We start from the raw sequence: 12,795 nt of genomic DNA, 5'->3' as shown, positions 1-12,795 counted from the left end.
CCTTTCTCGCGCCGGGGTTAAAGCTCAGGTCCTGAGTTCGGCCAACACCTTGTCCCAGTCCGCCAGGAAACGGTCAAGACCGTAGCGTTCCAAGGCGGCCTCCCGCGCTGCCTTGCCCCGCCTGCGCGCCTCTTCGGGATCGTTGATGAGCAGTTCGGCGCACCGGCAAAGCTCCTGAACGTTGGTTGAGATGCCCCCAGCCTCGGGCGGAACGGCCCGCGCCGCCTCGGTGGTGGCCAGGGCCAGGACCGGCATACCGAGGTGCATCGCTTCCAGCAGCGCAAGTCCCAGCGACGTCCACCGGAGCGGGTGCACGTAGGCCCGGCAGCGGGCCAGCTCCCCGTGGAGTTCAGCGGTTTTCAGATCGCCGCGGATCCTGAGCCTCGAGGGCGGGATGCCGGTGCTGGCGTGAAGGCCGTCGCCGCCCATCCCGAAGACCTGGAGCGGGGCGGCCGCGGCGAAGCCGGGCAGCAGGTCCGTTCCCGTCACGCGCCCCCGCCGGACCGGCTCGTTCACTACGACGCCCAGTTCCGGAACTTCGCCGGTGTAGAGGTAGCCGGGATCGGGGATGCCATGCTCGATGACCATGGTCGGCGCCCTGCCGCTGTCCCAGAAGAGCTCGTTGAAATGGGTCACGTGGACCACGGGAATCTCACGCTGGCCGGCGAGGGGATGCAGCGTAAAGGGGACATCGCCCTTGGGCGTGTTGTGCTCAACGTAGACGGCGGGCAGCCCGACGCCGGGGCGCCGTCCCAGCACGCGGGCCACCTCGGCGGCTTCCTCGGGACGCTGGAGGACGACGGCGTCAAGACCGTCCGCGTCGAGCCCCGCCAGGGAGACCTCCCGGACTGATGCCGGCCAGTCCCGGCCAGCGCGGCCAAGACCCCAGGGGCCGCCGTCGGGCAGAACCGGCAGGAGGTAGTCGTGCCGTCCACGGACGAAGGCATCCGTCCAGGAGCCATGAACATGCCAGAGGAGAATTCTCATTGGCTACGGACCTTTCTCCGGGTACTGAGGGAGGAGACACCGCGCATCAGCCGTTCAACCGCCTCCACCACCTGTTCCGGCGACACCGAACCCAGGCACGGGTGCCCCGGTACCGGGCAGATTCTTGCGCGGCTCAGCCGGCATGGCGCATTTTGATCGCCGAGCAGTTCCAGCGGAACGCCGTACGGCGCCCAACGGACCGCTGGCACCACAGGTGAGAACAGGCTCACCACAGGTGTCCCGACGGCGGCCGCCAGGTGGGCGGGACCGGTGTTGCCAGTGACCACCGCCGCCGCGTTCGCCAGTACGCCCGCGAGAGTGTCCAGATCCGTCTCCCCGCCCAGGTCAAGGCCGGAGGGGCCGGCCACCGTTGCCGTGAGCTCCCGCTCTCCGTGTCCCCCGGTCACCACCACCCGGTGGCCGGCACCCACCAGCAGTTCCACGGCGGCGGCATGGTGCAGCGGAGGCCACGCCCGCGCCGGGACTGCTGCGCCAGGATGCACCACCACGTACGGGCCCTCCCCCACGAGGTTCCGGACGTCCGGCGGCTCCTTGACCATGAGTTTTCCGTCGTCGCCTGCCGTGAGCTGGAAACCTGCCGCCCGGGCGATGCCCAGCGCACGCACAGCTTCCGGCTGGTCCTCGGGAAAGTCCTCACCCGGCTTCAGCCGGACATCCAGGAGCGATCCGGCGTAGTCCGTCGAGGCCCCGGTGATGCGTCTCACCCCCGCAAGCCGCAGGAGCAGCGCCAGCGGGAGCGGGGACTGGTGAAACGACGTGAGGATGACAGCCTCGGTGATCCGGGAATTGCGGACAAAGTTCACCAGCGTGTCCGTGTGTGGACCGGTCACGGTCGGGGCGGGATTGGTGATCCATGGGCTGTCCCACGTGAAGACGTCCGCAACATCAGGCAGCAGCGCGGCTGCGGGCCGTCCCTGCGGCCCGCAGAGCACGACTACGTCGTTGCGGCTGCCGCCGTCGGCTCTCCTGCCGTTTGCCACGGCCCTGACGGCGGGGCCAGCCAGCAGAACATCGCCCGCGCTGTCCAGCCGGGCCACCAGAACCCTGCTCATGCCGGTCCCAAAAGCAGCAGGGCGACAGCCTGCTCGAGATCCGCTGCGACCTCAAGGGCCGCAGCAACCTCCTCGTTCAGTGTCAGCGGCGTGGGAACAAGCACGCCCCTCGCTCCGGCGGCCCGTGCTGCCTCGACGTCGCTGCCGATGTCGCCGATGAACGCCACTTCCGATGCATCGATGCCGAGCCGGCTGCACGCACTGTGGATCATGCCCGGGGCCGGCTTGCGGCAGCGGCAACCGTCCTCATCAGCGTGCGGGCAGACTTCCCACACATCAAAGGGCCCCAGAAGGTCCTCCACCCTTGCGTTGACGCTCTCCACCTGCCCCCGGGTCAGGATGCCACGTGCGATGCCCGACTGGTTGCTCAGGACCCCCGTTGCCAGGCCGCGGCTGCGCAGTTCGTCCAGGACCCGCCGCGCACCGGGAAACGGCCTGACCTCGGCCGGATCGCCGTTGTAGGGCACGTCCACAACGAGTGTGCCGTCCCTGTCGAACAGCACAGCCTTGAGCGGGGAAACGTTGCTCGCCATACCCCCTCCGTTCCCCTCCCGGGGAGACCTAAACAACCGGCAGTCCACTTCTTCGGACTAGACTCCTCGTCAGGCGGCCGGCCCGGGCGGCCTTCAGCCGAGGAGGCCAGCAGTGGAAGCAATGCACGCCAATCCTGGACAGCCGGTCCTGTTGGTCCTGCGGGCGCTGAAACTGGGCGATCTGCTGGTAGCTGTGCCGGCGCTCCGTGCGCTGCGCCGCGCCTTCCCGGACCACCGTCTGCTCTACGCGGCCCAGGGCTGGCTGGCCGAAGCCGTGGACCTGGTCGGCGGGTACGAACTGCTCCCCACGCATGGCTTGGATGTTCCCATTCCGTTGGAAACCGGCCGGGTGGACGTTGCGGTGAACTTCCACGGCAGCGGCCCGGAAAGCGACGACCGGCTGGCTGAAATGAGGCCCGGAACCATTCTTGGCCACCGCGCCCCCTCTAGGCCCGGACCGCACTGGATCGAGGACATCCATGAACGTGAACGGTGGACCCGCCTGGTGCGGTGGCACGGCATCGAGGCAGACCCCGCTGACTACCGGCTGCTTCAGCCGGCGGTCCCCAGTCCCTGCCCGGGCGCCACGGTGCTGCACGTGGGCGCGGCATACGGCAGCCGTCTCTGGCCCGTGGAGAGGTTCGCCGAGGTGGCCCGGAAGCTGGCGGCCGACGGGCACGCGATAGTGTTCACGGGCAGCTCGGCCGAGCGGTCCCGGGCCTTGGATGTTGCGCGTTTGTCCGGGCTCGGAGAGAACCACGTCCTGGCCGGTACGCTGGGGCTGTCCGAGTTCGTGGCAGCCATTGCGGCGGCTGGACTCGTGGTCTCGGCCGATACCGGAGCGGCACATCTTGCCTCAGCTTATTCGCGGCCCTCGGTTGTGCTGTTCGGACCCGCACCGGTGGAAGTGTGGGGACCGCCGCCGGGACCGCACGTTGTGCTTACGGATGCTCAAGCCCGCCGGGGGGACACGTTCGCGGCGACGCCGGACCCGGCTCTCCTCGCTGTTTCAGTGGAGGACGTGCTCGGGGCCGTTCGGGGGCTGCTGCTCTCCTGATCCTCTTCGGCCAGCAGCCGGCGCTGCAGGCGCACAAGAATGCGGGACAGGCGCCGCGACACCTGCATCTGGGAGATCCCGAACCGCCTGCCCAGTTCCGATTGTGTCTCTTCGAGGAAGTAACGCCGGTAGAGCATTTCCCGGTCGTCAGGGTCCAGCTCCTGGATCGCATCACTCAGGCAGACCAATTCTTCCAAATGCTCAATGGGCGTGTCTTCTGCGATCAGCATTTCTGCCATGGGCGGCCCGCCCCACGGATCCGCGGTGTCGAGTGAATCGGGATGCATGCTGCTCGCCGCGGCCTGGGCTTCCCTGACGTCCTCAGCCGAAACGCCCAGTTCACCTGCCAGCTCGTGAACGGTGGGAATATGGCCCAGGGATTGGGTCAGGTCTGGAGCCGTGCGCAGCAATTGCGTCCGGACGTCCTGCACCCGGCGTGGGGGCCGCACGGTCCAGCAGCGGTCCCTCAGAAAGCGCTTGAGCTCCCCGCTAATGGTGGGGGCGGCATAGGCGGGAAAGCTTTCGCCCTTGTTCTCATCGAACCCCCTGGCGGCCTTGACCAGTCCCAGGTACGCCACCTGAACCAGGTCTGCGCGGTCCCTGCCCCGGGTGGCATAGCGCGAAGCAAGGGACTCGGCCAGGTCCAGGTAGTTCAGCACCAGATGGTTCCGGAAGGCATCGTGGAGGCGGCCTGCCTGAGGGGCCGGCCCCTTGCAGGCGTGCCCGGCAGACCCGTGACGAGTTCCTTCGATCTGGAAGTCACCGCTGGACACCGCTGACATGTCCACAGTGGTGAGGGGAGGATTCTCTGGCATTGTCGGGGATTCCTTCGACCTGGATCTCGAGAAAGCCTTCGGCAAGACTTAGAAGAAGGAAATCATAAGCGTGCTTATTACACAATGGCTTTGCGGACGCCGTGGTGCATTTGGCCTGGCAGATCCAGCCCAACCGCGACCTCGCGCTGCTCCACCGGACCGACGTCACGGGCACAGCCAACTCACGGACACCGCGCGAGCCCGCAGCTAACTGGGATGGGAGCCCCGGTCGTCATCACTGGAGGCCATCAAGGAAGTTATATAGGGCATGACTAAGGGTGCCGGCGTCGTTCCGTCCCCGCCACTCAAACCGCGTCGCGCGCTGCCGACCGCCGCGCGGGCATTGCTCGGCCGGGGGCGGCGGGGACGGGACTAGCCGGACTGTATTGCGTGCGGTCCGTCACTCCCGCGGAGTGTTCCGGCGCGGATCGGCCGGGTTTGCCTCTGCGTCGGTCCGCGGATCTCGTCCGGCGTCTGCGTCGGCGCGGGGATCACGGTCACGGTCAGCCCCCATGTCACGGTCAGCCCTCATGTCACGGCCGGCATCAGTCCGCTGATCGGGGTCAACAACGGCCCCGGAACGGCGGCGACCTTCATCGTCCACGTCCGGGTCCAGCGCGTCAGCCTTGGTCAGGTGCTTCTCCGAATCGCTTCGAAGGCCCTGCGCCTCGGACTGCCGCTTCTCGGCCTCCTGGCGGAGCCGGGCAGCCTCGACCTGCGCCTTCTCTGCGTCCGACTTGGCACGGAGCGCGTGGGCCTCATTTTCACGGGCCTCAAGTTCGGCATTCTCCCCCTCCCTGCGGATTTCCGCAGCGTGCTGACGGTTGGTTTCATCGCGCTTTTGCCTAAAGGCCTCCTTGCGCTTGCGGCTCGTCATGAGGAGCAAAACGATCAGGGCAACGACGACGATTCCAACAACGATCCAAATCCAGGCATCCACCGTGGATCCACCTCTTTCCATTTCCAGCACGGGCCAGCCACTGTGTCGAAGGCCGTCTTGCAGGCCTCAACTCGCGGCCGATTGAACTAGCGGCAATCGGGGTACTTACTATCTAATAGTAATCATGCTTACTATTTTACCGCCAACAAAGCCGGTTGTGATCAGCAGCCCACCTTCTTTGAAAGAGAGCGATGATGACAGAAAGCCAATGGCCTCAGGATGGGAGCGATCCTGAAACCGCGGCCGCGCAGCACGCGGCCCCGCAACACCTCGCCGACCAGTCCAGTGGGGGCGAACAGGGCACGGCATCCTCGAAAAAGGAAACAGCCAAGGAGGAGGCGGCGGGCGTCGCCCGCATGGCTGCGGATTCTGCCCGGACCGTATCCGAGTCGGCGACGACCGAGGCTGCCCATGTCGCAGCCGAAGCACAGTCCACCGCCCGGGACTTGCTTCACCAGGCCAAATCCGAGCTGACCGGCCAGGCCGTCAGCCAGCAGCAAAAAGCAGCATCAGGCCTTCGGACCCTTTCGGAGGAGCTGCAGGCGATGGCGATGGCATCCGATCAGCCGGGGGTTGCCTCTGATCTGGTGAGGAAAGCCGCTGAACGCTCCTCGGCAGTAGCATCCTGGCTGGACGGCAGGGACCCGGGGTCAGTTCTCGATGAAGCAAAGTCGTTCGCCCGTAAGCGTCCAGGCACTTTTCTCCTGCTGGCAGCCGGTGCGGGTGTCGTCGCGGGAAGGCTCGCGCGTGGCCTAAGCGCCGGGGCACCTGAGGCTCCCGGAAGCTTCGTTCCCGCGGCCGGCACCGCCATACCGCCACCCGCGGTGGACCTGCCTGGAGCCGAGGCCGCGTCCGGAAGCTTCGTTCCCGCAGCCGGTATCGCTGTACCACCACCCGCTGTGAATCTGCCGGGTCCCGACGCCACCACCGCCGGGTTCTCCGGAGTGGCCCAGTACCCGGCCGTAACCCACATGCCCAGCCCACTGAATTCACCCCAACTGGCCGAGGATGCGCGGTCCAGTACACAGATTGCGGTCGATCCTCTGGCCGGCAAAGACCTTGCCGACGAGCCACTGGGGAGCGACCCGCTAACGCGCGATCGATCCCATCCCACGTAAGCGGCCGATGATGAGTGGTCTACCACGGAACGCAGAAGCCAAGGCCAACGTCCACCAAGCCTGACCCAGTTGACTGCAGGCGGCAAATACTCCAATACGGGATCTTGCCGGCCGCAAAGTGCCCGAAAGGATGGCCCCATGGCCACGAACGAAGCCCCGGAAACCAGTACAGCCAAGGCGTCCACGGCGCCCGCCCCTGATGACGCCCGCAAGCCGGACAGCCCCACCGATGTCACCAAGCCCTCCTGGAAGTACATTGCCAAGAAGACGCTCCGGGAGTTCAGCAAGGACCAGTGCCCGGACCTCGCCGCGGGACTCACGTACTACGCCGTTCTATCGCTCTTCCCGGCGCTGCTGGCGTTGGTTTCGCTGCTCGGCATCTTCGGCCAGGCGGAAAAAACAACAGCGGCCCTCCTGGACATTGTGCAGGGCATCGCGCCCGGCTCCACCGTGGACATGATCCGTGAGCCCATTCAGGAACTGACCAGCTCGCCGGCCGCCGGCTTCACCCTGGTCATCGGCCTCGCAACAGCGCTGTGGTCCGCTTCGGGCTACGTGGGCGCGTTCGGCCGCGCCATGAACCGGATTTACGAAATCGATGAAGGCCGCGGCTTCGTCAAGCTCCGCGGAACCATGCTTGGCGTGACCTTCCTTTCGGTGGTCATTGTTGCGCTGCTCGCGGCGATGCTGGTGATCAGCGGCCCGGTCGCGGAAGCTGTGGGCGGCGTCCTAGGGCTCGGCGGCGTGTTCCTTGCCGTCTGGAACATTGCCAAATGGCCGGTCATCATCCTGCTCGTCATCGTTGTCATCGCCATCCTCTACTACGCCACCCCGAACGTCAGGCAGCCGAAGATCCGCTGGATGAGCATCGGCTCCCTCATCGCCCTGATCGCGTTCGTGCTGGCCTCGGTGGGATTTGCGTTCTACGTGGCCAACTTCTCCAATTACAACAAGACTTACGGCGCAATCGGCGGCGTGATCGTCATGCTCCTGTGGCTCTGGATCCTCAACATGTCGCTGCTGTTCGGCGCCGAGTTCGACGCCGAGATGGAACGCGGCCGGCAGCTACAGGCCGGCATCGAGGCGGAGGAAACCATCCAACTGCCGCCCCGTGACACAAAGAAGAGCGACAAGCTCCAGGAGCAGGAGGAGGAAGACATCCGGCACGGGCGGGAGCTTCGCGAGAAGCACGCCGACCAGCAGAACGGGCAGTACCGCGCCGACACCAAGTGACGCACCCGCCTTCAGCGGAAGAACTTCAGGGGAAGCCGGGGCCGGCGGCAGCCGCTCCCGGGCGTGTTGGCTAGCCGCTGCGGAGGGCGGCGGCGGTCTCCACCCCGAGCGCCCGCAGGTAGGCACCAAATCCGTGCGGCGCCCGGGCGGAGGTCCGCCCCGAGGTGAGCACGCGTGTGCTGTCCGTTGCCACGACGGCACAGCCACGGCGCCGCAGCCGGTCCACGAGTACCTTGTCTTCCGCGGAGCGCAGTTCCGGAAATCCACCGGCCAGCAGGTAGGCCGAAGCCCGGACACCCAGATTTGCACCGTAAACGTGAGGGTGGTCTTCCTCAAACGGGTGCTTGACCCGCCACCGCCGGAGGAGCTCCGGGTCCACGTCCCCGGGGTCAGGTTCCACGGAGCCCAGCACCACGTCCCAGCCGGCGTCGGCGAATTCGAGCTGGCGCCACAGCCAGCTCTCGGGGACGCACGAGTCAGCATCGGTGCTGGCGAGCCAGGTGCCCGCCAGTTCTGACTGGCGGCCGCGCAGCGCCGCCGAAATTCCGGCGGCCCTGCTTGCGCCTGCGTTGTGGAACCGCTGATGCATCATCGTGATCCGGTGGTCCAGGCTGGCAAAACGGGCCACGATCTCGGCCGACCTATCGGTGCAGTGGTCCAGCACAACGGTAATCCCGACGACGGTGGCCGGCTTCCGCTGCACTACGGCCTCCACCGCCGCCCGGAGTGCGTCAAGGGCCTGCTTCAAGTGGCGCTCCTCGTCGTGCGCCGGCATGACCACCTCAACCCGGCGGATCAGGGGACGGGCCTGCGAACGGATTGACTCAGGTGCCATGCGCCGGCTCCGGGTCCTGCTGAATCACCGGCGCGAGGAACGTCTCCAGCACGAAATCGCGCTCCCGGTAGAGTCCTGCGGTTGGCCAGCGCAAGCGGTCCCTGGCCAGTGCGTGGACGGCGTCGCCGTCGAGCTCCCAGCCGGAAACCGGGTGCCGCCAGTGGCAAAGCAGCAGCGTTCCGCCGGGCGCCAGCGCCCCAGCGATGCGCCCGAAAAGCTCCCCGAGTTCGGCGGTCGTTAGGTAGTAGCCCACTTCCGAGACCACAATCAGGTCGAAGTTGCCGTCCGGCCATTGCTGCGGAAGCGTCAGGTGCCGCGCCTCCGCGCCGGCGAAGGGTGCCAGCCGCCGTGCCGCCCGCACCAGCGCTGCGCTGCTGGCGTCGACGGCCAGGAACCGCCCGCACCGCTGTGCCAGTTCGGCACTCAGGGTGCCGATCGAGCAGCCGATTTCCAGCCCGGCGTCGTACTTTGGCTCCGGCAGCGCTGCAAGCGTCAAGGCGCGCTTGCGCTGCTCATACCAGCTGTCCTCGTACCCCCACGGGTCCGCCGCCCCGAGGTGCACGGCATCAAAGATGCCCTCAGCGTCCGCGGCGCCCCGCCTTCCGGAGACCGGGGGCTGCCAGGCAAATATCTCGAACGCCCGCTCAAAGTGGCCAAGGAACCGGTCCGTGAGGAGCACTTCGTCGCCGCGGCGCTCCGACAGTGGCTGGACCTGCGAGGAGTGGGACCGCATGGCGTCACGCTTTGCGCGCTGCTCGCCGTCGCTCAGCGGAAGTCGAAGCCAGTTCTGCCAGGCCTGGTGCTCCGGCGCTGCCCAGAGCCAGTACCAGATGGGGTATTCCAGCAGCCCGTGGCCGCCGGCCGCCGCGAGCTCCGCTGCCACAGCCCCCAACGTGTCGTGGTCGATGTGCCCGTCGCCGCGGTAAGGGGCAACCAGCGCCAGCCGCTCCGGAGGTCCGGGATGACGGCCAACGGCCTCCGCCAGGTGCCGCGCGATCACCGCGCGGTCCTGGGCGAGCTTGCCGTCCGCCAGCTCCAGGAACTGCCAGCGCCCGGCCAAGCCGAGCCCGGACATGGCAGCCGCAAACTCGGCCAGCCGGACGGCCGCAAGCTGCTCCGGCGTTGTGGTCGGAGAGCCCGGGTGGGAGGCCTCCCCTGCCGAGCACAGCAGCACCTCCACGTCGGCACCGGCCCCGGCCAGCCGGGAAAGGAGGCCGCCCGCACCGAGCGATTCGTCATCGGGATGGGCAGCGAGCAGGATGAACGTCATATCACCCAGCTCGCCGGAATCCAGCGGAAGTTCGCCCAGGCCCCCGAGCCCGCTTGTCGCCCAGGCAGCCTCATCCGTGCCGCTGTCCGTGTGGGCGAAGGTCACCACGCGTGATCCCCCTTCAGGGTCAGCGCACCGAGCTGGGCGTCATCGCGCATCGCGTGATGCTGGCGGACGTACAGCGACAGGTCCGCCATGCACTTGCCGTACCGTTCGTCGAAGGCCAGCGGCCCCGGCCCCAGGTTTTGGCTCACCAGGAGCTGGACGCGTTCGACGGCGGCAGCAACAGTTCCGCGGACGCGGAGCGCCTCGCCCCACGCACCGGGCTCCTGACCGGCCCCAAGCTCCTCCGGCGACGTTTCAGGAGACTCGCTGGCTCCACGCTTCCCCGCGCTGCCCAGCAGGCCGCGGTCGACCAGCTCAGCGGTTCTGGCGAGATGCCCGATCGCTGACGTGAGGATACGGTCCACCTCGCCAAGGCTGGCGAGGGCCACCTGATCGGGCTGACGTTGGGACTGGGTCCCCCCAATCAGGGCGGCCTTAAAGTACCTGCCCACCGCTACTGCACCCCCCAGCCAGCATGCCGCCACGCCCATGCCGCCCCAGGCGAAGCCCGGCCGCTGGAAGTACCACCCCTCGTCGCCAAGCGGCACTCCGGCCACCCGGTCGAAATGGACAGTGCCGCTGGGAATTTCCCTCAGGCCCAGGCTGGTCCATTCCGGATCGGCGCAGGTCACGCCGGCATCCCTGAGGTCAACGGCAAAGGCACCGCGGCCGCCGGCAGGAGTGTGCGCGGTGACCACGGCGTGGTCCACGAATTGTGCCAGCGAGCACCATGGCTTGGACCCGGTGAGGTGCAGCTCTCCCCGCGCGTCTCCGGACTCCGCGTTCAGCCGCGTGCCGGCGCCTTCGGCAGCAAAGACACCCCAGGTTCCGGTGAAGGAACCGGCCTTTCCTGCCTGCGCAAGGATGGCGCCGGCGTCCAGGTGCGGTTCAAGGATTCGGCCTGCCGCCACGTCGATGGAGGCAACGGAAGCCAACAGTTCCCACAGCCTGGCTGTACCTCCGTCGCCCGGCTTCGGCGCGGTCCGGCCGGCCTCGTGGGCTGCAGCCAGGAGCGCGGGAACGTCCCCTACGGCGGCGGCAAATGACTCGAGGGCGGGAGCAAGTTCGCCGAGCTGCTCCGGCGTGGAGCTGATGCGGACGGCCTGCCAGCGGCGGTGCGGCGGGCTCATCAGGCTGCTCAGTCTCCCGCCGGTGAAGTCACCGACGCCGTGGGGGTCATGATTTCCGCGTTCACCATCCATGCCAGCTGCTCCAGCCGCGTGATGGCCGCGTGCAACAGGTCGGCGCTGGTGGGGTCTTCTTCGTCCACCTCGTCATGGACGTCCCGCATGGTCTTGACGGTCTGCTCCAGCCGCGCGGTGATGAGCTTGACCGTGTCCTTCGTGGAAGTCAGGCCGCCGGGGAACTGTTCCAGCCTGGTGTCCGCTGAAACTGTCGAGCTTCTGCCGTCCGGAAGGGCGTGCAGGGCACGCATGCGTTCCGCCGTCTGGTCCGCGAACAACCGTGCACTGGCGATGATTTCGTCCAGCTGCAGATGCAGGTCCCGGAAGTTGGTTCCCACCAGGTTCCAGTGCGCCTGCTTCCCCTGCACATGGAGTTCGATCAGGTCGGTGAGGACCTTCTGAAGGTTGCTGGCCAGGGTCTGGGACGCTTTCATTTTCTTCCTCCGCTGCTGTTGCCCGGCACCGGCCGCGAGCGGCCGGCCAAGATGATTCCAAGCATACTTATCTTCCGGTGGGCGCGGGCACGGCGTCCTGCCTTCCAGAGGGCCGGGGGGTGCCGCCGTTTTCGGACTCCCACCGATCCCAACGTTGCCAAAGGTTTTCACAACTCGGGCAACGTTTATTGGTTGCCATCAGCGCCATACCTGAGGAGATATACCAATGGCAACCAACCCACCCAATGGCTCAGTCCATCAGCTGAATCCGCGGTTCTCTCCACCGTTCGCCAGCCCGATTGCCGGGCGGTTTGGCGGCCGGCGGACCATCGCGGCCGCGGCAACTGTCCTGCTGTCGGTGACAGGCGTCACCTCGGCCGTGGCCGCGACCCAGGTGACCGAACAAAATCTGGCCACCAACAAACTTGTTTCTGTCGGTCCGGTCAATGCCGAGAACGGCTTCCCCTCCTGGTACGAGGACCGGTCGGGAACACGCGTAGAGCTCTGCCTCGACGCGGAAAACCCGCTGTGCGGCTTCCTGCCTGGCGACATCCCCAATGACACAGCGCCCATTTCGTTCCCTGACAACTTCCCCGAAGAAGCGTTCTACATGCTCGCCAGCTCCGGCCTTGACCTTCCCGGCGGTGGAAAGGCCACCTTGGTGCTCGGCCTGGAGGCCGCGTTCGCCAACACGGTCACGGACGGCGACCAGATGGTCTTCGGCCGTCAGAGGATTGTGGTGAAGGGCGGTCCCGCAAATGCCACCCTTACCTTCCAGCATCCCTACGGCACCATCACAGTCGACACGGACGGCACGGGAGCCGGCAGGCTCGTCGAGGACATCTCCCCCGCCGTGGGCAACTTCACCACAGCACTTAAGAGCAACATCGGCCCCTTCCTCAAATGGGATCCGGCCACCGCCCCGGCAGCACCTGCCGGGTACCTTGGAGATCCGAACCAGGACCACACGGTGACAGGCGGCCTTCGTAACACGTTCTCCGTCAGCGGCGGCGGACTCAACCTGTCAACCAATCAGTTCACCCTCCAGGGAAAGATTGCAACCAACAGCGGCGTGAGCGCCGATTCCCTGTGTGTCAGGCTGTTGTGTGACAGGTTCCCTGTTGCTGGAGCCGGTGCTCAGGGCGGGGGGAAGGTCCGTCATGGATTTCGTTATGCCTGTTCGTGTTTCGAACCGGAAGCACTTCACTACC

The 12,795-nt window shown here is 66.9% G+C and carries 13 protein-coding genes; 4 read left to right on the top strand and 9 right to left on the bottom strand.

Annotated features, from left to right (window positions below; translation table 11 throughout):
* Positions 1-24: 24 nt before the first annotated feature.
* The 3 genes from LQ144_RS15315 to LQ144_RS15305 are packed head-to-tail and all read right to left on the bottom strand — an operon-like array spanning position 25 to position 2,593.
* Positions 25-987: a glycosyltransferase gene (locus LQ144_RS15315; protein ID WP_230119564.1), complete on the bottom strand. Its 963-nt coding sequence runs from the start codon at positions 985-987 to the stop codon at positions 25-27.
* On the bottom strand, positions 984-2,060 hold the full coding sequence (locus LQ144_RS15310; RefSeq protein WP_230119563.1) for a glycosyltransferase family 9 protein: 1,077 nt from the start codon (positions 2,058-2,060) through the stop codon (positions 984-986). The genes LQ144_RS15315 and LQ144_RS15310 overlap by 4 nt, the downstream gene beginning before the upstream one ends.
* Positions 2,057-2,593 (bottom strand): HAD-IIIA family hydrolase, encoded by a 537-nt coding sequence (locus LQ144_RS15305; RefSeq protein WP_230119562.1) that lies wholly within the window; start codon positions 2,591-2,593, stop codon positions 2,057-2,059. Before LQ144_RS15305 ends, LQ144_RS15310 begins: the two co-directional genes overlap by 4 nt.
* A 121-nt stretch (positions 2,594-2,714) precedes the next feature.
* Here LQ144_RS15305 and LQ144_RS15300 point away from each other — a divergent pair, with 121 nt between their 5' ends.
* Positions 2,715-3,650 (top strand): glycosyltransferase family 9 protein, encoded by a 936-nt coding sequence (locus LQ144_RS15300; RefSeq protein ID WP_230119600.1) that lies wholly within the window; start codon positions 2,715-2,717, stop codon positions 3,648-3,650.
* Here LQ144_RS15300 and LQ144_RS15295 read toward each other — a convergent pair.
* Together LQ144_RS15295 and LQ144_RS15290 are read right to left on the bottom strand one after the other, a co-directional pair.
* The gene (locus tag LQ144_RS15295) at positions 3,545-4,465 is read right to left on the bottom strand and encodes a sigma-70 family RNA polymerase sigma factor (protein ID WP_230119561.1); all 921 of its coding nucleotides are present in this window, start codon (positions 4,463-4,465) and stop codon (positions 3,545-3,547) included. The two genes, LQ144_RS15300 and LQ144_RS15295, sit on opposite strands and share 106 nt — an antisense overlap.
* A gap of 400 nt (positions 4,466-4,865) precedes the next feature.
* On the bottom strand, positions 4,866-5,405 hold the full coding sequence (locus LQ144_RS15290) for an MSCRAMM family adhesin SdrC (protein ID WP_230119560.1): 540 nt from the start codon (positions 5,403-5,405) through the stop codon (positions 4,866-4,868).
* Between the two features lie 194 nt (positions 5,406-5,599).
* On the opposite strand from LQ144_RS15290, the gene LQ144_RS15285 reads away from it, so the two are divergent.
* Both LQ144_RS15285 and LQ144_RS15280 read left to right on the top strand, forming a co-directional pair.
* Positions 5,600-6,523, top strand: coding sequence for a hypothetical protein (locus tag LQ144_RS15285; protein WP_230119559.1), 924 nt, complete (start codon positions 5,600-5,602; stop codon positions 6,521-6,523).
* Positions 6,524-6,661: 138 nt separating this feature from the next.
* Entirely contained in the window at positions 6,662-7,756 is a 1,095-nt protein-coding gene (locus tag LQ144_RS15280) for a YihY/virulence factor BrkB family protein (RefSeq protein WP_230119558.1), read from the top strand.
* A gap of 70 nt (positions 7,757-7,826) precedes the next feature.
* On the opposite strand, the gene LQ144_RS15275 is transcribed toward LQ144_RS15280, so the two are convergent.
* From LQ144_RS15275 to LQ144_RS15260, 4 genes are read right to left on the bottom strand one after another with little or no spacing between them, the layout of a single operon-like run.
* Positions 7,827-8,591, bottom strand: coding sequence for a glycosyltransferase (locus LQ144_RS15275; RefSeq protein WP_230119557.1), 765 nt, complete (start codon positions 8,589-8,591; stop codon positions 7,827-7,829).
* Positions 8,581-9,969 carry a bifunctional PIG-L family deacetylase/class I SAM-dependent methyltransferase gene (locus tag LQ144_RS15270; RefSeq protein ID WP_230119556.1) on the bottom strand — a complete coding sequence of 463 codons (1,389 nt, stop codon included), beginning with the start codon at positions 9,967-9,969 and terminating at the stop codon, positions 8,581-8,583. The genes LQ144_RS15275 and LQ144_RS15270 overlap by 11 nt, the downstream gene beginning before the upstream one ends.
* Positions 9,963-11,096: an acyl-CoA dehydrogenase family protein gene (locus LQ144_RS15265; protein ID WP_230119555.1), complete on the bottom strand. Its 1,134-nt coding sequence runs from the start codon at positions 11,094-11,096 to the stop codon at positions 9,963-9,965. The genes LQ144_RS15270 and LQ144_RS15265 overlap by 7 nt, the downstream gene beginning before the upstream one ends.
* A gap of 8 nt (positions 11,097-11,104) precedes the next feature.
* Positions 11,105-11,584: a DNA starvation/stationary phase protection protein gene (locus tag LQ144_RS15260; RefSeq protein WP_230119554.1), complete on the bottom strand. Its 480-nt coding sequence runs from the start codon at positions 11,582-11,584 to the stop codon at positions 11,105-11,107.
* Between the two features lie 226 nt (positions 11,585-11,810).
* On the opposite strand from LQ144_RS15260, the gene LQ144_RS15255 reads away from it, so the two are divergent.
* Positions 11,811-12,795 (top strand): hypothetical protein (locus LQ144_RS15255; RefSeq protein ID WP_230119553.1); only part of this gene is annotated, 985 nt, incomplete at its 3' end.

Source organism: Arthrobacter sp. Bi83, assembly GCF_918698095.1.
Classification (GTDB): Bacteria; Actinomycetota; Actinomycetes; order Actinomycetales; family Micrococcaceae; genus Arthrobacter.
Note: the sequence above shows the minus strand (reverse complement) of the source record. Positions and strands in the feature narration are given on the sequence as shown.